At 49.5% G+C, this 21,751-nt stretch carries 17 protein-coding genes; 13 read left to right on the top strand and 4 right to left on the bottom strand.

The annotated features are described in order from the left end of the window. Window positions 1-135 precede the first annotated feature (135 nt). The 7 genes from ABCW45_RS10075 (at window position 136) to ABCW45_RS10105 (ending at window position 6,085) form a co-directional block, all read left to right on the top strand. Window positions 136-882, top strand: a complete 747-nt coding sequence (locus tag ABCW45_RS10075) for a gamma-glutamyl-gamma-aminobutyrate hydrolase family protein (protein WP_117483458.1) — start codon at window positions 136-138, stop codon at window positions 880-882. Between the two features lie 15 nt (window positions 883-897). Further along, window positions 898-2,235, top strand: a complete 1,338-nt coding sequence (locus tag ABCW45_RS10080; protein WP_343220761.1) for an alanine/glycine:cation symporter family protein — start codon at window positions 898-900, stop codon at window positions 2,233-2,235. A 259-nt stretch (window positions 2,236-2,494) separates the two neighbouring features. Beyond that, window positions 2,495-3,040, top strand: a complete 546-nt coding sequence (locus tag ABCW45_RS10085) for a flavodoxin family protein (protein ID WP_117483457.1) — start codon at window positions 2,495-2,497, stop codon at window positions 3,038-3,040. Between the two features lie 20 nt (window positions 3,041-3,060). After that, entirely contained in the window at window positions 3,061-3,609 is a 549-nt protein-coding gene (locus ABCW45_RS10090) for a flavodoxin family protein (protein ID WP_117483456.1), read from the top strand. A gap of 104 nt (window positions 3,610-3,713) precedes the next feature. Next, window positions 3,714-4,097, top strand: coding sequence for a nuclear transport factor 2 family protein (locus ABCW45_RS10095; RefSeq protein WP_117567186.1), 384 nt, complete (start codon window positions 3,714-3,716; stop codon window positions 4,095-4,097). Window positions 4,098-4,173: 76 nt separating this feature from the next. Then, on the top strand, window positions 4,174-4,461 hold the full coding sequence (locus tag ABCW45_RS10100) for a putative quinol monooxygenase (RefSeq protein WP_117567185.1): 288 nt from the start codon (window positions 4,174-4,176) through the stop codon (window positions 4,459-4,461). 256 nt (window positions 4,462-4,717) lie between these two features. Beyond that, entirely contained in the window at window positions 4,718-6,085 is a 1,368-nt protein-coding gene (locus ABCW45_RS10105) for an MATE family efflux transporter (RefSeq protein ID WP_343220762.1), read from the top strand. 58 nt (window positions 6,086-6,143) lie between these two features. On the opposite strand, the gene ABCW45_RS10110 is transcribed toward ABCW45_RS10105, so the two are convergent. The 3 genes from ABCW45_RS10110 to ABCW45_RS10120 form a co-directional block, all read right to left on the bottom strand. Further along, entirely contained in the window at window positions 6,144-6,827 is a 684-nt protein-coding gene (locus ABCW45_RS10110) for an ABC transporter ATP-binding protein (RefSeq protein WP_343220763.1), read from the bottom strand. Beyond that, on the bottom strand, window positions 6,811-7,584 hold the full coding sequence (locus ABCW45_RS10115; RefSeq protein ID WP_120040617.1) for an ABC transporter permease: 774 nt from the start codon (window positions 7,582-7,584) through the stop codon (window positions 6,811-6,813). The genes ABCW45_RS10110 and ABCW45_RS10115 overlap by 17 nt, the downstream gene beginning before the upstream one ends. 397 nt (window positions 7,585-7,981) lie before the next feature. Continuing rightward, entirely contained in the window at window positions 7,982-9,061 is a 1,080-nt protein-coding gene (locus tag ABCW45_RS10120; RefSeq protein ID WP_343220764.1) for an ABC transporter substrate-binding protein, read from the bottom strand. A gap of 609 nt (window positions 9,062-9,670) precedes the next feature. Between ABCW45_RS10120 and ABCW45_RS10125 the strand changes: the two genes are divergently transcribed. Together ABCW45_RS10125 and ABCW45_RS10130 are read left to right on the top strand one after the other, a co-directional pair. Further along, on the top strand, window positions 9,671-11,143 hold the full coding sequence (locus ABCW45_RS10125) for a 4Fe-4S dicluster domain-containing protein (RefSeq protein ID WP_343220765.1): 1,473 nt from the start codon (window positions 9,671-9,673) through the stop codon (window positions 11,141-11,143). A 188-nt stretch (window positions 11,144-11,331) separates the two neighbouring features. Further along, window positions 11,332-11,538 (top strand): hypothetical protein, encoded by a 207-nt coding sequence (locus ABCW45_RS10130; protein WP_117470847.1) that lies wholly within the window; start codon window positions 11,332-11,334, stop codon window positions 11,536-11,538. Between the two features lie 168 nt (window positions 11,539-11,706). Here ABCW45_RS10130 and ABCW45_RS10135 read toward each other — a convergent pair whose 3' ends face one another. After that, window positions 11,707-16,029: an acyl-CoA dehydratase activase-related protein gene (locus ABCW45_RS10135; protein ID WP_343220766.1), complete on the bottom strand. Its 4,323-nt coding sequence runs from the start codon at window positions 16,027-16,029 to the stop codon at window positions 11,707-11,709. A gap of 397 nt (window positions 16,030-16,426) precedes the next feature. On the opposite strand from ABCW45_RS10135, the gene ABCW45_RS10140 reads away from it, so the two are divergent. The 4 genes from ABCW45_RS10140 to ABCW45_RS10155 all read left to right on the top strand — a co-directional run bounded on the left by ABCW45_RS10140 (window position 16,427) and on the right by ABCW45_RS10155 (window position 21,374). Then, window positions 16,427-17,290, top strand: coding sequence for a rhomboid family protein (locus tag ABCW45_RS10140; protein ID WP_117483447.1), 864 nt, complete (start codon window positions 16,427-16,429; stop codon window positions 17,288-17,290). A gap of 1 nt (window position 17,291) precedes the next feature. Beyond that, window positions 17,292-18,728: a pyruvate kinase gene (gene pyk, locus ABCW45_RS10145; protein ID WP_343220767.1), complete on the top strand. Its 1,437-nt coding sequence runs from the start codon at window positions 17,292-17,294 to the stop codon at window positions 18,726-18,728. A gap of 27 nt (window positions 18,729-18,755) precedes the next feature. Further along, window positions 18,756-20,030, top strand: a complete 1,275-nt coding sequence (locus ABCW45_RS10150; protein WP_118736621.1) for a diaminopimelate decarboxylase — start codon at window positions 18,756-18,758, stop codon at window positions 20,028-20,030. Between the two features lie 450 nt (window positions 20,031-20,480). After that, window positions 20,481-21,374 carry a S8 family peptidase gene (locus tag ABCW45_RS10155; protein WP_343220768.1) on the top strand — a complete coding sequence of 298 codons (894 nt, stop codon included), beginning with the start codon at window positions 20,481-20,483 and terminating at the stop codon, window positions 21,372-21,374. Window positions 21,375-21,751: the final 377 nt, after the last annotated feature.

Here is a 21,751-nt window from a genome sequence, read left to right on the forward strand (position 1 = left end):
AAAACGTAATGTTTTACATGATTTTGCACAGCAGCAAAATGGAAATAGTACAATGATCTGGCGAAGATTCGTATCTTTTGACCGTAGTCATGGGATACGGACTCAGGCAGAATCAGATAAACAGGAGGTAAAGATGTGAAGAAAAAGGTGTTGTATGTTGAGCGTGGTATTGATGAATACGGTTTGTATGAAGGAACTCAGGATGCCATGAAGGATCTGAACGTGGAGTTGTCCATCACGCTTGATCCGAAGGACATTGAAGACTGCGACGGAGTGATATTTCCGGGAGGTCTGCCGGATGTTGATCCTGAGCTTTATGGGGAAGAGAATCAGGGCAGCATGAACCTCGACAGAACGCTGGATGATGAGCAGATGGCAATGATCGACGCTGCGGTAAAAGCAAAGAAGCCGATCCTGGCGATCTGCAGAGGAATGCAGTTGGTTAATGTTTATTTTGGGGGAACATTGATCCAGGATCTGGAGAATGGAACTATGCATAAATATGTTCCGAACGAGAATAAGCTGCATGATACGGTCTGCATTTCAGGAACTCCATTCGCGATCATCTACGGTGATACCGGAATCGTCAATTCTGCTCATCATCAGGCTGTAAAAAAACTGGGAAAAGGATTTAAGATCGGTCAGGTATGGCTTTCGGGAAAGCTTAGCCCGGAGCAGAAAAAAGAATGGCTGGAAAAGATCGAAAATGATGAGAACCTGGAGATAGAGTGCAAGAGAACCTGTATTATAGAAGGAATGATACATAAGGAGCTGCCGATCATTATGGTACAGTGGCATCCGGAGCTGATGCACAGAGATCCGATCAAGGGAACATTGGATCAGGACCGTATCTTTATGTACTTTGCGTCATTACTGAAATAACAGGGGGAAGATCATATGGCAATTTACAATGCAATCATGGCATTTACGAACTGGATGTGGACATTCCCGATCCTTGCCCTGCTGATCGGCGGCGGTCTTGTAATCACCGTGGCATGCGATTTTGTCCAGATCAAACATTTTGGCTACATGCTGAAGGCAACATTCGGTGATGCAGCGCACAGTAAGAGTGAAGAAGGAATCTCAAGCTGGTCGGCGATGGTAGCGACACTTGCAAATACGATCGGAACCGGCAACATCATCGGTGTCGGAAGTGCGATCGCGTTAGGAGGTCCCGGAGCGGTTTTCTGGATGTGGGTGATCGGTTTTGTCGCGATGGCATTAAAATATTCTGAGGCATTGCTTGGCGTGTATACAAGAGAAAAGGATGCAAACGGACAGTGGCGCGGCGGAGCGAATATTTATCTGGCAAAGATCTGGAAACCACTTGGATGGATCTGGGCGATCACCTGCTGCTTTGGAATGGCGATCGGATGCGGCGTTCACACCGGAGCGATCAGCTCCTCTGTACATACATTCGGAGTGCCGTCCCTGATCACAACCGTAGTTTGCTGTGTGATCATCGTTCTGGTTATTCTTGGCGGTCTTGGCGCACTTGTAAAGGTCACTGACAAACTGGTACCGGCAATGGCGATCATCTATATGGCAGCTGGAACACTTCTGATCATTCTGAATATTCAGAATCTGATTCCGGCTCTGATCTCCGTCTTTACAAATGCATTTACAGGGACAGCGGCAACCGGCGGATTTGCAGGGGCTGCGCTGGCGGCAACGATCAAAAACGGTTGTTCCAGAGGTGTGTACTCGAATGACGGAGGAAACGGAAGCGCCAGCATCCTGCATGCCCAGGCGAACACAAATGAGCCGGTCAAGCAGGGAATGTTTGGTATTTTCGAGGTATTTATGTGCACGATGATCATCTGTACGTTCAGCGCAATGGTCATTCTTGTCACAGGAACATGGGAGACTGGAGATCCTGGTTCTGTTCTGGCGATCAATGCATTTGGAACGATCGGTCTTCCGGGAAGACTCCTGGCATCCATCAGCCTGATCCTTTTCGCAGCATCTTCAGCGTTGTCCATGTCAACATCGGCAGGGATCCTTGCGGAAAGCCTGCTGGGAAAAGCAGCAAAGCGGATCATGCAGATCCTGGTTGTGGTTTGCTGTTTCATCGGAGGCACGATCGGTGTTGATGCGGCACTCCCGTGGGTAGATTTTGGCAACATGTGGGCGATCCTGGTTCATGTCATCGGCATCATGTTCTGGGTTCCGAAGATGCGGGAGCTCACACTTGATTTCTTTGACCGTCTGAAGAGGGGAGAAATCCAGGAGTAAGCAGAGATCGGACATAATTTTTGCGGCGGGTATACCCGTTTTTAAAAAGAGATTTAAATAAAAGCTCAGTGTCAGGATGAAAAAACGAAGGAGAAAATAGTTACTTTGCACGGAGTCACTGATCTGATCAATACTATCGTATAGGTAAGTATTAAACTATAATGTGAGTATTACATTTAAATGTGCGTACTTGTATTTGAAATCATTCTTGATATAAGCAACAAAAAAAACTGATCCAATAGAAGCGGAGGAAAATTTTATGAGCAAAAAAATCGTAGTTATCACAGGAAGCCCAAGAAAAAACGGCAACAGTTTTGCAATGACAGAGGCATTTATCAAAGCAGCTGAGGATAAAGGGCATACCGTTACCCGCTTTGATGCAGCGATGAAACAGGTTGGCGGATGTCATGCATGCGAGACATGTTTTAAGACTGGAAAGGCCTGTTCCTTTGACGATGATTTTAATACGATCGCACCGGCAATCCTGGAAGCAGATGCGGTTGTGTTCAGCACACCGGTTTACTGGTATTCGATCCCGGCCCAGATTAAAGGGGTTATCGACAAAATGTATTCCTTCTGTGTGGCAGGGAAAGAGATCGCAGGCAAGGAATGTGCCGTGATCACCTGCTGTGAGGAAAATGACCTGTCTGTCATGGACGGTGTCCGAATCCCGATCGAGCGTACGGCTGCTCTGCTGAAGTGGAATATGATCGGCGAAGTGCTGGTCCCGGGTGTTTTAAACGCAGGAGAGATCGAAAAAACAGACGGATGCAGACAGGCGGCTGAACTGGCAGAGAAGATCTGAGAGAAAAGGTGAGTGCAGGTATGGGAAAGAAGATTGTAATACTGAATGGAAGTCCCAGAAAAAATGGGAACACTTCCGCTCTGGTCCGAAAGTTTACGGAAGGCGCAGAGAGTGCAGGGAATGTGGTTACGGAATTCTTTCTTGATCACATGGAAATCCATGGTTGTAAAGGCTGTTTTGGCGGTCACAGCAGCCGCGAATGCCCATGTGTCCAGAAAGACGATATGTCACAGATCTATCCGGCCGTAAAAGAATGTGATGTGATCATTCTTGCGACTCCTTTGTATTACTGGAATATGAGCGGACAGATCAGAACAGCGATCGACAGACTGTTTGCACTTGAGGAAGGCGATGGAAACCTGCTCCGGGGACATGGACGGGCAAGCGCACTTTTAATGGCGGCAGAAGGAAATGGATTTGAGGATGTCCTGACTTATTATGATCACCTGATGAAACATCTGAGATGGAAAAATATCGGGCATGTTCTTGCGGGAGGCAATGGGGATGTCGGAGACATCACCGGAAAGCCGGAACTGGAACAGGCTTATGAGCTTGGAAAGTCGATCTGACAGACAATGAGAATGTGTTTTGCGATTCCTAAAAATGCCTGAAGGCAGGAAAATCAAAGGAATCGAAACAATAAAAATATTAAATTATATGGAGGTTTTTTATCATGAGAGCACCGATCAAAGAGTATGAGGCAGTTGAGAAAGCAGCAATGAACTTTGTTAAGAGCGTAGCTGAGGGAAACAGCAAATACGCGAAAGAGCTTTTTACCGATGAGGCAGTCCTTTTTGGATATCTTGATGGTAAGCTGGAACATGGTTCCATCGAACAGTTCTACAAGAATGTTGATACCGTTCCGGGCGGCGATAATTTCAAGGCAAGAGTCGACGTTGTACTTGTGGAGGAATCTCTTGCAGTTGTTCGTGTCCTCGAAGAGGGATGGGGCAACAGAATTGACTTCACAGATGTTCTTCTCCTCTTAAAGATGGGTGGAGAGTGGAAGTGCGTTGCAAAGGCATATAACCAGAACTCCAATACGATCCAGAAATAAAAACAGTACTGGATGTGCCCCTGAAATGCGGGAATTTCACCAGTAGCGAAATGATAACCGAAAGGAAGAGTGATCTGTGACCCACTATATTGCAGCCCTGACGATAAAAGACAGGAAACGGGAAGAATATATCGGAGCGCTGAAACATGCGAAGCTGGTAGAACAGTTCCGGGAACAGCATGGAAATGTCCATTATTTTATCAGTGAATCGGTAGACGATCCGGATGTTGTGATCGTTTCCGATCTCTGGGAGACAAAGGCAGATTTTGATGCGCATTGCAGTTCTGAGATCGTGAAGAAGACATGGGCAGAATTGTATGATCAGTATGTAGTTTCGGAAAAGTCGAATCTTTACGAAAAATAATAAAAAGGAAAACGGATGGGTCAGAGATGATTCCGTCCGTTTTTTGCGCGGAAGGGAAATTCTCAACTGTAACTGGATCATGCGGGAGTTTTATTTTGGAAAATTTCTGGTCATAAAGAGCCCGGGAGAGTGATCTCTTCTGGTAAAGCTCCATTATTTTTACACAAAATAGAAAATATGGTATATAATACACCCGGACAATATGAAAATATTCAAAATGATACAGAAGTGAAAAGATCGGAAAGGACAACAGAACGTGGAGCAGACAGGAAAAAAGTCAAAAGAAATGGATATGTTAAACGGCGGACTCGCGGGAAAACTGATCCTGTTTTCAATTCCGCTGGCATTCAGCAGTATTTTACAGCAGTTATTTAATTCCGCGGATGTGGCGGTCGTCGGGCGGTTCGCCGGGGACCAGGCGCTGGCGGCGGTCGGGAGCTGTGTGGCGCTCGTTGGAATTTTTGTAAACCTGATCGTGGGACTCGCGGTGGGACCGAACGCGGCGCTTGCGAACCTGATCGGACAGAAAAACCGCGGAAAGATCAACAGCATGGTCCACACGATCCTGACCTTCGGCGCGGTTCTCGGAATTGCGCTTCTCGTGATCGGAATGCTGGTGGCAAGACGGATCCTTGTGGCATCCGGAACGCCGGAGACAGTGCTGGATCAGGCACTCTTATATATCAGGATCTATTTTGTGGGAATCCCGTTTATGGTCGCGTACAACTTTGGTGCTGCCATTGTCAGAAGCTACGGTGATACGAGGAGACCAATGTGCTACCTTATCGTGTCCGGCGTGCTGAATGTAATTTTAAACCTGCTCCTTGTGATCGGATTCCATCTGGGAGTTGCGGGCGTTGCCATCGCCACGGTGATCTCCAACGTGGTCAGCACATTCCTCATTATCTCCCATCTGTACCGCAGGAATGATGAGTTCAGTTTCCGGTTTGACAGGATGCGGATCGATACAAATGAGCTGAAAAAGGTGCTGGCGATCGGTATCCCGGCAGGAATTCAGGGTGCGATCTTTTCTGTCTCCAACGTGTTTATCCAGAGCGGGATCAACATGTTCGGTGAGGCGGCCATCGCGGGTTCATCCCTGGCACTGAATTTTGAGTATTTTACATATGATATTGCAGGTGCTTTTGCCCAGGCTGCGGTTACATTTACGAGTCAGAACTTCGGCGCGGGCAACATGAAGAGATGCAAAAAGATCTTCTGGCTCTGTCTGCTCTTTGGATTCGGATTTACGGAGATCCTCAGTGTGATCTTTATCGTGTGGGAAGATTTTTTCGTCAGCATCTATACGACGAGCGCTGCGGTGGCGGCATACGGGATCATACGAATGGATCGGGTGTGTGCATTGGAAGGTTTAACTGCGACATATGAGGTTGCCAGTTCCTGCCTGCGAGGAACTGGAAAGTCTCTGGAGCCATCCATCATCACGATTCTCGGTACGGTCGTGTTCCGTCTGATCTGGATCACAACGATATTCCGCATGTTCACGACTTATGATATGTTGATGAATGTGTATGTGGCGTCCTGGCTGTTTACGGGATGTTCAATGTTCGTGGTCTACTTCTTCCATATGAGAAAGATGGATAAGCTGTTTGCGTCAAGATAGAGAGAAAAATCTGTTACTGTCTGCACAGTGCGTAAATAATAAAATGCGTTTTTCTGACTTATAAGTGAATGATCTTCGCACCCAGAAGCTCTGCGTCGTCCTCCGCATGGGTAGCGATGATCAGGAGCTTTCCGGCACAGAGCTCTTTGACCAGATCGATCGTGAGCTGCCTTGTATCCGCGTCCAGTCCGGTAAATGGCTCATCCATGAGAATGATATCGGTCGGTGCGAGGATCGCGCGCAGGATCGCGACACGCCTCTTCATGCCGCCGGAAAATTCACAGACAGGCTTACTCAGGGCGTCTTCCGGGAGAAGACGGAGCAGGTATGCGGTCAGAGCTTCGCTGGAATATCGCTTTCCAAGAGCGAAGCGGAGGTTTTCAATGGCGGTATAGCCTTCCAGAAGACGGTTTTCCTGAAAAACGGCGGAGATCAGGGGACGCATTCCCCGGATCCTGCAAGGATCAGATTTTGATACCATGCCGGAAGATGCTTTTATATCGTTATTGCCGGTATCCCCTGCTGATGTACCGAACAGGATCACACCGGAATCCGGCTTTTCAAGTCCGAGGATCAGACGGAACATTGTAGTCTTTCCGTTTCCGGATGGTGCCATCATACAGTAAAAAGTTCCGGAGGAAAATTCCAGGGAGAGATCGGAGAGAACCGGCTGTCCGTCGTAGGATTTGGTGACAGAGCGGAGTGTGAGGGCAGTGTCATTTTTTTTATTTATCGGACTCATTTACATCGGCCCCCTTTCCGGCACATTTCTTCAGAATCCACAGGAATCCCTTTTCGAATAGACTGCTCACAAGAATGATGACGACCGTCCACGCGAAGAGCTCCGCGGTGCTCAGATAGATCTTCGCGAGATAGAGCCCCTCGCCGATGGAACCGTCCGGCACACCGATGACTTCGGCGGCGATCCCGGACTTAAATCCCATGCCGAGAGCGGTGCGGCAGGCGCTTTTTAAGTACGGGTAGAGTGCTGTGCGGTAGATATAGAGCGCCCGACGGATAAACGGGATGTGGAAGACTTCCGCCATCTCTAAAAGCTCCCGATCCGCAGATATCAGCCCGGCTCTCGTGTTCACATGGATCATGGGATAGACCACGAGGAACGAGATAAAGACGGAGAGGTTTTTAGAGCCGGTCCAGATCAGCGCCAGGATCACGAAGGAAGCGACGGGAACCGTCTTCATGAGCTGCACCGGTGGCTCTAAGAATTCGTCCACGATGGGAAAACGGTACGCCAGAGATCCGGTGAAAAGTCCAAGAAAAAACGCCAGAAAGAATCCGATGCTGATCCGCCAGAAAGAAAACGCGATGGCGGACCAGAAATCCGGGAGTAGGATCTGCTCACAGAGCGCCCGCAGCGTATCGGCAGGCCCCACAAGGAAAATATGATTCCGGATCAGGGAGGCAGCGGTCTGCCAGAGAACGATCCAGAACAGGATGATCGAGAGCCTGCGGAGAAATCCGGAAAAACGATGATCCATGGCGGCTGTCTCCTTCCATAAAGTGTAATAAAAATCAATGCTGTTTTCCAGCGGTTGAATTTCTTCATGTAATCGTAATAATAAAATTATAGTAACTATTCAGTGCCTTCATAGTTACGTGCAAAAATCCATTCCAGATCAGCTTCGCTGATGGGATTTTTGCCTTCCAGCCCATGTTTTCTTACGGTCAGCGCAGCAAGTGCGCAGACCTACTGAACAGTTACAAATTATAACAGATATTTCTCATGGCTCAAGCTATTAATCTGACTTATGTAAACTAAATTCCGTGAGAATAAACGAAGATATAGAAATGAGGTATGACTGTTTTGCCAGCCATACCTCGTTTTTCACAGTCGGCATGAATGCTTGTAACTGTTGAGAACTTTCACAGTCACAATTACTTTACATAGTAGAAGCTATCATCCGGCAGCTCACCGCCGACGGAGGCCGGGTTCTGGTCGTACAGAGCCTGAAGGTAACCGGAAAGTGCTGTTTTCATCTCATCACCGGAGATAAAGGTGATGTTGCAGTACGGAAGCGCTTTTTTCGCGATCGGGGCCTTTGCGACGATCTCAGCCTTTGCGATGAGCTCGGCTGCGGCATCCGGATCCTCCGCGGTGAAGGCGATGGATGCCTCATGTTCCTGTAAAAACGTATCAACGAGGTCCTCGTGCTCCTTTAAGAAATCATTGTTTACAATGGTAACACCTGTTACAAGACGGCTTCCGGAACCTTCGCCCTGGACATTATCCCACTCTTTTGTGAGGTCCATGATGATGGAGAGCTTTTCGTTCTGGGCGAGAGCGGCAGTTACGAACGGCTGCGGAAGAAGACCGATGGCGTTCGGATCCTCAGCGAGGACGGAAGCAACCTCAGATGCCTCGGACTTGAATTCAAGAGTTACATCATCCTCTCCGAGTCCTGCGGCGGAGAGCACATAGCGGAGTGCGTATTCCGGAGTAGTTCCCTTTCCCGGAAGATATACGGTCTTTCCCTTTAACTGATCAATCGTTGTCACGGAGCTGTCGGCAGATACGAAGTAGAGAACGCCGAGAGTATTGATATCGATCACGGAGATATTTTTGTTTGTCTTATTGTAGAGAACGCTTGCGACGTTCGCCGGAAGCAGGGCGATATCGACTTTTCCGCCTGCGACCATGGCGGTCATCTCGTCAGCTGCGGTGACCATAGTGAATTCGTAGCTGTTCTCGGACTCCCCGTTTGCGGCCTCATCCATGAGCTTTACAAGTCCCATGGTGGTCGGTCCCTTTAAACCGCCGACACGGACAACGGTCTCCTCGCCGGTGTTTTCAGCGGCGGACTCGGAAGCGGCTTCCGTTGTGGTTTCCTCAGCGGCAGTCGTTGTCTCCTCCGCGGAAGAAGCGGCAGCTGTTGTTTCGGTTTTGGATGATGAGCAGCCTGCAAGGAGAGATCCCGCGATCGCGGCAGCCATCATGACGGATAACATTTTTCTCATAACTTAGTTCCTCCTGAAAAAAATCTGACAGACACGGGTCTTGTCCCACTGTCTGCGTGAATGATAAATCCCCGGTATGCACACGAAAAGAGCATACCGGGGATCCTGAATATGACAGATATTCCCGTATCAGATTCTTTTCGTCTTTTCCCTCAGGACAGTTGACCTTTGGGGTTAGCACGACCGAACTAAATAGAATATATCATGGGGAGTTAGGAATGTCAATCCAACATGAGACTGGGGAAAACATGTTTTAAAGGCGAAGGCTGCATATGCCAAACCGAAAATAATCGGAAACGGAGTGGCGGGAAAGAGGCGGAACCGGAACCTGACTTTGTGAAAAAAAGAGACAAAGAAAGCGGTGCTGGACAGCCGCATACTGCGAACAAATATCCGACACAGATAGACAGAAAAACATAGGAAAATACAAGGAATTTCGCTGCCTGTACTTTATTGTATACAATTTAAGAAAATAAGGTTTTTCCCCGGAATGCGTTGGATTATATACAATTTCCGACTTGCTTTGCAAAGGGGGATATGCGATAATATGATGCGAAAACATTAAAAATTAAGGTAAGATAGAGGATTCAAAATTTAGGAGGAAATGGTATGAAAACCAACGATGAGGCACTGCTTAAGATCAAGTATAACGTGCTGCGCACAGTTTCCAGGCTGGCTTTTGAGGGCAGACTCGAGGAAGAGAGAGACAATATCCCGTTCAAACTGATCCCGGGCCCGAAGGCACAGTTCCGTTGCTGCGTATATAAGGAGAGAGAGATCATCCGTCAGAGAGTCCGTCTCGCGGAAGGAAAATGTCCGAGTGACAAACAGAGCAACAATATCATTCAGGTTATCTCTTCTGCATGTGAGGAGTGTCCGATCACAAGATTCGTTGTAACCGATAACTGTCAGAAATGTATGGGTAAAGCCTGTCAGAACGCATGTAACTTTGGTGCGATCTCGATCGGCCGCGACCGTGCCCATATCGATCCGGGTATCTGTAAAGAGTGCGGACGCTGTGCTCAGTCATGTCCGTACAATGCGATCGCTGAGCTGATCCGTCCGTGCCGTCGTGCATGTCCGGTAGATGCGATCACAATGGATCCGGAGACAGGAATCTGCCAGATCGATGAAAAGAAATGTATCCAGTGCGGCGCCTGCGTAAGAAGCTGCCCGTTCGGTGCAATTTCCTCCAAGGTATATGTTGTACAGGTGATCGAGGCGATCAAGGCCGGCAGGAAGGTCGTTGCTATGGTTGCTCCGGCGGCTGAAGGTGAGTTCGGTCAGGATATCACAATGGAGAGCTGGCGTACTGCATTAAAGAAGGTTGGCTTTACCGATATGGTAGAGGTTGCTGCCGGTGCTGATATGACAGCAGCTTATGAGGCAATGGAATGGGCAGAGGCATTTAAGGAAGGCAAAAAGATGACGACTTCCTGCTGTCCGGCATTTGTAAATATGATCAAGAAACACTACCCGACTCTGATCGATAATATGTCCACAACGGTATCCCCGATGTGTGCGGCATCCAGAATGTTAAAAGCGATCGATCCGGAGACGATCACAGTATTTATCGGACCGTGTATGGCGAAGAAATCCGAGGCTGCTGACAAGTCCATCGAGAACAATGCAGATTATGTTCTGACCTTCGGTGAGGCCATCGAAATGCTGCGCGGAAAAGAAGTTGAGCTTGAGCCGGCTGAGGAGACAAAGCAGGAAGGCAGTGTCTTCGGAAAACGCTTCGGCAATGGCGGCGGCGTGACAAACGCGGTGATCGAGTGCTTAAAGGAAAAGGGAGAGAGCACAGACGTTAAGGTTGCACGCTGCAGCGGTGCGGCTGAGGTCAAGAAAGCCCTTCTTCTTCTCAAGGTAGGCAGACTTCCGGAAGACTTCATTGAGGGTATGATGTGCCAGGGCGGCTGCGTAGGCGGACCGAGCAATCTGAAACAGGAGATGGCATTCAAGAAAGACCGTGACGCTGTGATCGCGAAGGCAGACGGCCGCGGAGTATGGGAGAACTTAAAGAATTACGATATGGATTCCTTCTCTATGCATCGCAGCTACGAGAAGCCGGAGGCTTAATGTAGGTTTACATAACATATGAATATGGCAGGGTGTCCGGCTGGGGCTGGCGGACACCTGTGAACAAAAGAACAGCATATATTTTCTGGAGAATTTCTGGAAGGTATATGCTGTTTTGATGTCATGGATCCGGGGGGTGTCGGCTTAACAGCGGAAAAATGTGACCTGCAGCAAGTGCTCATGCCCGGGTGAACGGAAGATGGTACTATCTGAACGCAGACGGAGATATGGCGATCGGCTGGATCCTTGTGAACGGAGTCTGGTATTACCTGAATCCGATGGCAGGAGTCCTTGATCCGGGTGGAAATCCGATACCGGAGGGCGCAATGTACGTAAGTGCTGTGACGCCGGATGGCTATCATGTCGGAGTATCCGGGGCGCTGATCGGAAGATAACAGACAGCGGCAGGTATCGAAAATGATATCTGCCGCTGTTTTTATGTGCTTTATCCAGGTTCGATAAGAATCCCACCTTTTTCAGGTGGTAGTAACAGCAAATTCGTCTCAGTGGAAGTCAGTTTTCGACTGAGACGAATTTGTATTTAGAAGCTTATGGTATGTAGATTACAACCGACACTTATTGACACGCTTGGAAGAAAGCTCTTCCACCTTCTTTAACGTCTTCGCCAGATTCGGATCCACATATTCTTCTTTTTCAAGGTTTTTCTGAGCTGTGGAAAGCATCAGCTTGATACGGTTTAACTGGTTTACCTCACTGGCCCCCGGATCATAGTCGACGGCGATGATGTTTGCCTTGGGGTTCGCGTAGCGAAGCTCCTTGATGACACCTTTTCCGACGATATGGTTCGGCAGGCAGCCGAAAGGCTGAACGCAGACGATGTTGTTGACACCGCTCTTGATGAGCTCCAGCATCTCACCGGTCAGGAACCAGCCTTCACCGGTCTGGTTTCCGAGGGAGACAAAGCCGTTTGCCATCACTGCCAGATCCTTGATCCTTGACGGCGGAGTGAAGTGGGTGCTCTTTTCGAGAGCGATCCTTGCGGCCTTTCTCATGTACTCTAAAAGGGAGATCGCCATGTTGCAGAGATGCGCCGTGGAGCGCTTCATTCCCAGATTATCTGCCTTGAAGTTGCTGTTGTAGAAGCAGTAAAGCAGGAAATCCATGAGATCCGGCATAACAGCTTCCGCACCTTCCGACTCCAGGAGCTCCACGATGTGGTTGTTGGCGGTCGGGGAGAATTTGACGAGGATCTCTCCGACGATGCCGACCTTCGGCTTGTGGACATTCGTGCGCTCTAAGTTATCGAAGTCATGGATGATGCCGCGGATATTCTTCACAAAGGTCATCATTCCGGCGCTCTTTGTGGAGAGTGCTTTGACACAGATCTTCTTCCATTTCTCGTGGAGCGCATTTGCGGAGCCTGGAACGGCCTCATAAGGTCTTGTAGCGTAGAGAACACGCATAAATACATCACCGTATACAACAGCCTGAAGAGCCTTCACAAGCATAGCCGGTGTATACTTGAATCCTGGGTTTGTCTCCATGCCATTTGCGTTGATGGAGATGACCGGGATCTGCGCCATTCCGGCTTTTTCCAAAGCGCGGCGGATAAATCCGATATAGTTTGACGCACGACAGCCGCCTCCGGTCTGGCTCATGAGGACAGCTGTGTGGTCGAGATCATACTTTCCGGACAGCAGGGCATCCATGATCTGTCCGATAACGATCAGGGACGGATAGCAGGCGTCGTTGTTTACATATTTTAATCCCGTATCGACGGCTGTCTTGTCATCGTTCTGGAGAACAACGAGGTTGTAGCCGAAGCTGCGGATCGCCGGCTCGATGAGCTCGAAGTGGATCGGGGACATCTGCGGGCAGAGCAGCGTGTAGTTTTTCTTCATGTCCTTCGTGAACATCACACGGTTGTAGGAGCTGGACACGATATTTCTCGTGTAGCGGCGCTCCTCGCGGACACGCAGGGCGGAGATGAGGGAACGGATACGGATCCTTGCGGCTCCGAGGTTGTTGACCTCATCGATCTTTAAGACCGTATAGATCTTCCCGGATCGGGTGAGAATATCACTGACCTGATCGGTGGTCACGGCGTCGAGACCGCAGCCGAAGGAATTTAGCTGGACGAGATCCAGGTTATCCTGTGTCTTTACAAAGGCCGCCGCCGCATAGAGGCGGGAGTGGTACATCCACTGGTCGGTAACGACGAGCGGGCGCTCCACCTTTCCTAAATGGGATACGGAGTCCTCCGTGAGGACAGCGAAACCGTAGGAGGTGATCATATCGGCGATGCCGTGGTTGATCTCCGGATCGATGTGGTACGGACGTCCCGCAAGGACGATGCCGTGTTTTCCGGTGTCTTTTAAGTACTGTAAGACTTCCTCGCCTTTCTTCTCCACATCGGTTCTCGCCTGGGCGAGTTCATCCCAGGCCTTTTTAGCAGCCTTCTTCGTCTCGGATTCCGGAATATCGAATTCCTTCTTAAAGACTTCCTGAAGCTGCTTTGAAAGGACCGCCTCGCTTGTGAACGCCATGAACGGATTTAAGAACTTCACGTTCTTTTCCTTTAATTCCTCCATGTTGTTCTTGATGTTCTCCGAGTAGGAGGTGACCATCGGGCAGTTGTAGTGGTTTCCGGCTCCCGGAACCTCTTTCCGCTCGTAAGGAATACACGGATAGAAGATAAACGGCACATCGCGTTTGATGAGCCAGGAAATGTGTCCGTGGGCAAGCTTTGCCGGGTAACATTCAGACTCACTCGGGATCGTCTCGATGCCCAGCTCGTAGATCTGGTGGCTGGACTGTGGGGACAGCATCACGCGGAAGCCGAGCTCCTTAAAGAAGGTTGCCCAGTACGGGAAGTTCTCGTACATGTTGAGGACCCGCGGGATTCCCACAACGCCGTGGGTCGCCTTGTCGGCTGTCAACGGCTCATAGTCGAAGAGTCTGTGATACTTCCATGTAAAGAGGTTCGGGATGTCACGTTTTGCCTTTTCCACGCCGAGACCGCGCTCACAGCGGTTTCCGGAAATATACTGACGTCCACCCTCGAACCGGTTGATCGTCAGGACACAGTGGTTTACGCATCCGCGGCAGCGGCTCATGGTTGTCGTGTAGGTCAAATTGATCATATCGTCCAGAGAGAGCATCGTCGTCTCATGGGGACGGTGCATGTAACGCTCACGGGCGATCAGTGCCGCGCCGAAGGCACCCATGATACCTGCGATATCCGGGCGGACGGCATTGCAGCCGGAGATCCGCTCGAAGCTTCGGAGGACTGCGTCATTGTAGAAGGTTCCGCCCTGTACAACGACGTTCTTTCCGAGGTCGCCGGCGGAAGTGATCTTGATGACCTTAAACAGGGCGTTCTTGATCACAGAGTAGGCGAGGCCGGCGGAGATATCCGCAACAGAAGCGCCTTCTTTCTGCGCCTGTTTTACGTTGGAGTTCATGAATACGGTACATCTCGTTCCGAGATCCACCGGGTTCTGGGCAAAAAGTGCCGCCTTCGCGAAATCCTGAACGCTGTAGTTTAAGGATTTTGCGAAGGTCTCGATGAAGGAACCGCAGCCGGAGGAACATGCCTCGTTGAGCTGGACACTGTCCACGGTGCCGTCCTTGATGCGGATACATTTCATATCCTGACCACCGATATCGAGGATGCAGTCTACGGACGGATCGAAGAATGCCGCCGCGTAGTAGTGGGAGATCGTCTCGACCTCGCCCTCATCCAGCATGAAGGCCGCCTTTAAGAGGGCCTCGCCGTAGCCGGTGGAGCAGGAGTAGGCGATCTTCGCGCTGTCCGGAAGCAGGGACTTAATCTCCTTTATGGAAGAGATCGCGGTCGCCAACGGGCTTCCGTTGTTGCTGCTGTAAAAGCTGTAGAGCAGGGAACCATCCTCGCCGACGAGTGCCACCTTCGTTGTGGTGGAACCGGCATCGATTCCTAAGAATACATTTCCCTCATAGGTGGCGAGGTCGCCGCGGCGGACCTTGTACTGGTCATGGCGGTCGGTGAATTCCTTATAATCTGCCTCATCCTTAAATAAAGGCTGCATTCTCTTTACTTCAAATTTCATCTTGATGCCGCCGGAGAGATCCGAGATCAGCTTATCAAGGGAGAAGATCTCCGCATCATCTTTTGCGTTCATGGCAGCGCCCGTGGCTGCAAAGAGGTGGGAGTGATCCGGAGCGATAATGGCGTCTCCGGTCAGATTTAAGGTGCGGATAAAGGCGTTCCGAAGTTCCGGTAAGAAGTGCAGCGGACCTCCGAGGAACGCTACGTTTCCGCGGATCGGCTTGCCGCAGGCGAGACCGCTGATGGTCTGGTTTACGACTGCCTGGAAGATCGAGGCGGCGAGGTCCTCACGGGTAGCCCCATCGTTGATCAGCGGCTGGATATCGGATTTCGCGAATACGCCGCAGCGGGCAGCGATCGGGTAGATCGCCTTATAATTCTTTGCATATTCATTCAGACCGGCAGCATCCGTCTGTAATAAGGAAGCCATCTGGTCGATAAAGGAACCGGTACCTCCGGCGCAGATCCCGTTCATACGCTGGTCGATTCCGCCTGTAAAGTAGATGATTTTCGCGTCCTCGCCGCCAAGCTCGATGGCGACATCCGTCCGCGGAGCGTAGTCCTGAAGTGCGGTCGCAACCGCTACGACTTCCTGGACAAATGGAATATGTAAGTAACCCGACAGAGTGAGTCCGCCGGAACCTGTAATATTGGGCCGTAAAGAGAGTTCACCGAGTTCTCCCTTACACTTTTTCAGAAGCGAGGCCAGGGTTTCCTGGATATTGGCGTAATGCCGCTCATAATCCGCGAATAAAATTTTGTTGTTGTCGTCGATCACGGCAACTTTTACTGTAGTGGAACCGATATCGATTCCCAGACGATAGCATTGATTCATACGAGCGGGGAGTTCTCCCCATACCTCCTTTTCAACAGAAAAAAACGAGCCGTCCGCAAAAAGCAGGCAGCCAGCCGGAATGCGGGCATCAACATGCCGAACCGTTCAGCCATACAATTTTCTGCCGGAATCGGCACATAGCTGAACTGTTATGTCAAAATTCCGCACATAGTATAACACATTAAAAAAGGAAATACAATTGACGGAACTGGCATCTTGAGGCTAAAAACGGTTAAAATTCTGTAAAGAATGTGTAAAGATTTTAGAAGAAAGCGTTGCGGGGATGGATAGACATTCCAGTAACGATATCATAAAGCGTTTGACAAAAGAAACGGTTGGGAATTATAATACGGGACGTAGGAGAAATAGATATTTCTATTAGGAAAGGAAAGCTTCAATGAATTTTATGAACAAGATGGAGCGGAAATTCGGACGGTACGCGATTCCGAATCTCATGTATTATATCGTGATCCTGTATGCGGTGGGCGTGCTGGTCCAGATGATGGCACCGGCATTTTACATCCAGTACCTGATGCTGGATGCGAGGGCGATCCTTCACGGACAGATCTGGCGAGTCGTTACATTTATGATCTGGCCGCCGTCTGGCAGTCTTTTCTTTAACCTGATAGCGATCTACCTTTACTACAATCTGGGAATGACTCTGGAGCGGGTTTGGGGAACCTTCCGGTTTAACGTGTACTTTTTTATGGGTGTGATCGGTCATGTCCTTGCGGCGCTGCTGATCTACATCATTACAGGGCAGGTCTATATTCTCACCACAGATTATCTGAACTTTTCCCTGTTTTTTGCATTTGCAGCCACATTCCCGGAAATGCAGTTTTACCTGTTTTTTGTACTTCCGATCAAGGCGAAGTATCTGGCACTTTTTGATGGACTTTACTTCGTCTATGGATTCCTTTTCGGCGGCATGTCGCAGAGAATTGCGATCGTTATGTCTTTACTTAATTTTATCGTATACCTCTTCATGTCCAGGGGGAGCCGTCTGAATCCGAAAGAGATCAGAAGAAAGCAGGTTTTTCACACACAGATGCGCGAGGCGCAGAAGACAGCGGAAAAGATCGGACGCCACCGCTGTGCTGTATGCGGACGTACCGAGGAGGATGACCCGAATCTTGTATTCCGCTACTGCTCCAAGTGCGAAGGCGACTATGAATACTGTCAGGACCACCTGTATACCCACAAACATGTAACAAAAGGCGGGATGGATCCAAGACAGGCAAACAGCAATCAGGAGGCATAACATGAAGAAAACAAAAATTATCTGTACCATGGGACCGAACAGCGATGACAGAGAGGTCATGAAACAGCTGCTCTTAAACGGAATGGATGTTGCCCGTTTCAACTTCTCCCACGGAACACACGATGAGCAGAGAGCCCGCTACAAACAGCTCCGCGAGGTTGCGGAAGAGGTTGGAAAACCGGTAGCGGCTCTTCTTGATACAAAGGGCCCGGAGATCCGTACCGGTGTTTTAAAGGACGGAAAGAAGGTAACTCTGACAGCAGGCGAGGAGATCATCCTTACAACAGAGGATATCGTCGGTGACGCAAAGAGAGTCCACATCAACTATAACGGTTTAAATGAGGATGTAACAGAGGGCAACGTGATCCTGATCGATGACGGTCTGATCGAGCTCCATGTTGAACGTGTCGAGGGAACCGAGATCTACTGCAGGATCATGAACGGCGGCGAGCTTGGAGAGAGAAAGGGCGTCAACGTCCCGAATGTAAAGATCAAGCTTCCGGCATTAACAGATAAAGATAAGGAAGATATCCGTTTCGGTATCGAGCTTGGGTTCGACTATATCGCGGCTTCTTTTATCCGTTCCGCAGATGCGATCCGTGAGATCCGCCAGATGTTGGATGAGGGCGGTTCCTCAATGGGAATCATCGCGAAGATCGAGAACGCTGAGGGACTTGAGAACCTTGACGAGATCATCGAGGCCAGCGACGGAATCATGGTAGCCCGCGGAGATCTGGGCGTTGAGATCGCACCGGAGAAGCTTCCGCACCTTCAGAAAATGATGATCAAAAAGTGCAGCGCTGCATGTAAGGTCGTTATCACAGCGACCCAGATGCTGGATTCCATGATCCGCAACCCGAGACCGACCCGCGCGGAGGTTTCCGATGTTGCGAACGCTGTATATGACGGAACAGATGTCGTTATGTTATCCGGTGAGACTGCAAACGGCAAGTATCCGGTCGAGGCATTAAAGATGATGGCTCATATCGTTGAGGAGACCGAGTCCCACATGAACGGTGACTTCTATGAGAAGAGAACCGTATCCGACGATAACCGCCACAATATTTCCAATGCAGTGAGCTACGCATCCGTTGCGACTGCACAGTCCCTTGATGCGGCTGTCATCATTGCGCCGAGTATCAGCGGCTACACAGCGAGAATGCTTTCCAAGTGGCATCCGTCCACAAAACTTGTGGGAATGTCCCCGAGTATCTCTGCAGTCCGAAAGATGATGCTCTACTGGGGTGTAACTCCGTTCCAGGCAAAGAGAGCGGAATCCACTGACACTCTAATTGAGAACAGTATTGACATTTTAAAAGAGAATGGTATTGTAAAAACAGGCGATATCGCAGTTGTAACCGCAGGAGTCGTTGATTATGCGAAAAGACATGAGCCGGCTGCTTCTACAAACATCATGCGTGTTGTAAATATCGACTAACACTGACTAACGAAGGAGAGAACGTACATGGAGAAGAAACCGTTTGTAACGAAGGAACAGCTGGAGGAGATCGCGAAGACATACCCGACCCCGTTTTATCTTTACGATGAGAAGGGGATCCGCGAGAATGCCCTGAAATTAAAAGAGGCATTTTCCTGGAACAAGGGATTCAGGGAATACTTTGCAGTAAAAGCGACACCGAATCCGTTCATTTTAAAAACACTTCAGGAGCTTGGATGCGGAACAGACTGCTCTTCTAAGACAGAGCTTTTAATGTCCGATGCATGCGGTTTTTCCGGCCATGACATCATGTTCTCTTCCAACGATACCCCGCCGGAAGAGTTCAAACTGGCTTACGACCTCGGTGCGATCATCAACCTGGATGATTTCACACATATCGAGTGTCTGGAGAAGACGATCGGAACGATCCCGGAGACGATCTGCTGCCGTTTCAATCCGGGCGGATTATTCAAGGTAACAACTGATATCATGGATAACCCGGGTGATGCGAAGTACGGCATGACAGAGGCCCAGATCACAGAGGCTTACAAGATCTTAAAGGCAAAGGGCGCGAAGAACTTTGGTATCCATGCGTTCCTTGCAAGCAACACTGTGACAAATGAGTATTATCCGCTTCTCGCGAAGGTTCTTTTTGAACTTGCCGTGAAGTTAAAGAAAGAGACTGGCGCTGACATCAAGTTCATCAACCTCTCCGGCGGAATCGGAATCCCGTACAGACCGGACCAGGAGCCGAACGATATCAAGGTTATCGGTGAGGGCGTAAGAAAAGTTTACGAGGAAGTTCTCGTTCCGGCAGGAATGGGCGATGTTGCGATCTTCACTGAGCTTGGACGTTTCATGCTGGCTCCGTACGGCGCTCTCGTGACAAGAGCGATCCATGAGAAGCATACCTATAAGGAGTACATCGGCGTTGATGCATGCGCAGTAAACCTGATGCGCCCGGCTATGTACGGCGCTTATCACCATATCACGGTTATGGGAAAAGAGAACGAGCCCTGCGACCACAAGTACGATGTGACAGGTTCCCTCTGCGAGAACAACGATAAGTTTGCAATCGACCGTATGCTTCCGAAGATCGATAAGGGCGACCTGCTCTTTATCCACGATGCAGGCGCACACGGATTCGCGATGGGTTACAACTATAACGGTAAATTAAAGAGCGCAGAGCTTCTTCTCAAGGAAGACGGCAGTGTCCAGATGATCCGCCGGGCGGAGACTCCGAAGGACTACTTCGCTACATTTGATTTCTGCGATATTCTTAAGAATGTGAAAAACGTGTAAGAAACCGACCGATGATTTGGACCGGTGTGGCGGACAGCAGTTAAAAACAGAAAGACGGTACTTAACCCTGGAACGAGTTGAGTGCCGTCTTTTTTTGGGAGATTTTTCTGGAAAAATGGCATGAAAAAACCCTGTACATACTGTACAGGGATTCATCATTTAGGATTTCAATTTCAAAAAGGTTTAGGATAAAGGATTTAAATTATCTCGTGCATTTCTTATGGTTAAAGTATAGCACATCACCCCCGAAAATGATTGTATATTCTTTGAATGAATTATTAAGATTTCTTTAAGATTCGGATGTTGTTTTCGAAGAATGTGGAAAAGAGTCGGAAATACTGCAAATTGTGGGTGGGGATATGCACAGATGTATATTTTGGGCAGCAGCGCAAGACGAAGTGATTATGAATATCCTGTAAGTAAGAGGAATAGAATAGAGGAATCTTACATGTGAACCATATTAAAGATCAGATCCGCTGCGGCGCGGCTTACCGTCTGGGACTCACCGGAAAAGGCATCGGCGTGGCGGTTTTGGATACCGGGATCTTTCTTCACCGGGATTTTGACAGCCGGGTCACCGGGTTCGCAGACATGGTAAACGGGAAGACCTTCGCCTACGATGACTGCGGGCATGGGACTCATATCTGTGGGATCATCGGAGGCAGTGGGCGTATGTCCGGCGGGCGGTACAGCGGGATCGCGCCGGGCTGTGACCTCGTCATGGTGAAGGTCCTGGACCGGAGAGGAAATGGATATTCTTCGGATGTCCTGGCGGGAATCTCCTGGATTTTGGAGAGGAAGGAGAAGCTGGGGATCCGGATCTTAAATATATCGGTAGGTGCCTGCTCGAAGCGGGGGATGAGCGAAAATTCCGCCCTGGTGAAAGGCGTGAACCGGGCATGGGACGCCGGGCTTGTTGTTGTGGTGGCGGCGGGAAACAATGGCCCCCGGACCATGAGCATCACGACTCCGGGGATCAGCAGAAAGGTGATCACGGTGGGCTGTTCGGACGATGACAGGGAGGTCCTGGTGGGTGGAAACCGGATGGTGGACTACTCCGGCCGGGGTCCCACCGCCGCCTGCATCTGCAAGCCGGACCTCGTTGCTCCGGGCTGCAGCGTCGTCAGCTGTGCTGGCCGGGCGGATAAATACACCATCAAAAGCGGCACCTCCATGAGCACTCCCATCGTCTCCGGTGCCACAGCGCTCCTTCTGGAACGGTACCCGGATATGACGAATAAGGATGTGAAGCTGAAGCTTCGGGAAAGCTGCAGGGATATCGGGCTTCCGAGAAATCAGCAGGGGTGGGGGCTGCTGGATGTGGAGAAACTGGTGAGTAAGTAGAAATCATGTAACTGTTCAGTAGGTCTGCGCACTTGCTGCGCTGACCGTAAGAAAACATAGGCTGGAGGGCAAAAATCCCATCAGCGAAGCTGATCTGGAATGGATTTTTGCGTGTAACTATGAAGGGACTGAATAGTTACGAAATTATAATAAACTGGAGTATATTAAAATCCCTTATAAAGTATGCTATATTAAAAACAAAGAGTGCCACCGATAGACGGCTGGTCCATAGGTATCAAAAAAATAACCGTTCGATTTCTTAGGTCGGGGCGGTTATTTTTTTGCATTTACAGTATCTTTTCCACAAAATTCTAACATATCTAAGATATTCCATCAATCGACTCCAGTATAAAACAGAACAAATTCTAAAAGAAATT

The sequence above is a fragment of the Pilosibacter fragilis genome, from assembly GCF_032490495.1.
GTDB lineage: Bacteria > Bacillota > Clostridia > Lachnospirales > Lachnospiraceae > Pilosibacter > Pilosibacter fragilis.

Coding starts and splice junctions, on each gene's coding strand:
- pyk (WP_343220767.1), top strand. CDS start 17,292: ATGAAGAAAACAAAAATTATCTGTACCATGGGACCGAACAGCGATGAC.
- ABCW45_RS10090 (WP_117483456.1), top strand. CDS start 3,061: ATGGGAAAGAAGATTGTAATACTGAATGGAAGTCCCAGAAAAAATGGG.
- ABCW45_RS10095 (WP_117567186.1), top strand. CDS start 3,714: ATGAGAGCACCGATCAAAGAGTATGAGGCAGTTGAGAAAGCAGCAATG.
- ABCW45_RS10120 (WP_343220764.1), bottom strand. CDS start 9,061: ATGAGAAAAATGTTATCCGTCATGATGGCTGCCGCGATCGCGGGATCT.
- ABCW45_RS10135 (WP_343220766.1), bottom strand. CDS start 16,029: ATGAATCAATGCTATCGTCTGGGAATCGATATCGGTTCCACTACAGTA.
- ABCW45_RS10080 (WP_343220761.1), top strand. CDS start 898: ATGGCAATTTACAATGCAATCATGGCATTTACGAACTGGATGTGGACA.
- ABCW45_RS10150 (WP_118736621.1), top strand. CDS start 18,756: ATGGAGAAGAAACCGTTTGTAACGAAGGAACAGCTGGAGGAGATCGCG.
- ABCW45_RS10110 (WP_343220763.1), bottom strand. CDS start 6,827: ATGAGTCCGATAAATAAAAAAAATGACACTGCCCTCACACTCCGCTCT.
- ABCW45_RS10140 (WP_117483447.1), top strand. CDS start 16,427: ATGAATTTTATGAACAAGATGGAGCGGAAATTCGGACGGTACGCGATT.
- ABCW45_RS10125 (WP_343220765.1), top strand. CDS start 9,671: ATGAAAACCAACGATGAGGCACTGCTTAAGATCAAGTATAACGTGCTG.
- ABCW45_RS10115 (WP_120040617.1), bottom strand. CDS start 7,584: ATGGATCATCGTTTTTCCGGATTTCTCCGCAGGCTCTCGATCATCCTG.
- ABCW45_RS10085 (WP_117483457.1), top strand. CDS start 2,495: ATGAGCAAAAAAATCGTAGTTATCACAGGAAGCCCAAGAAAAAACGGC.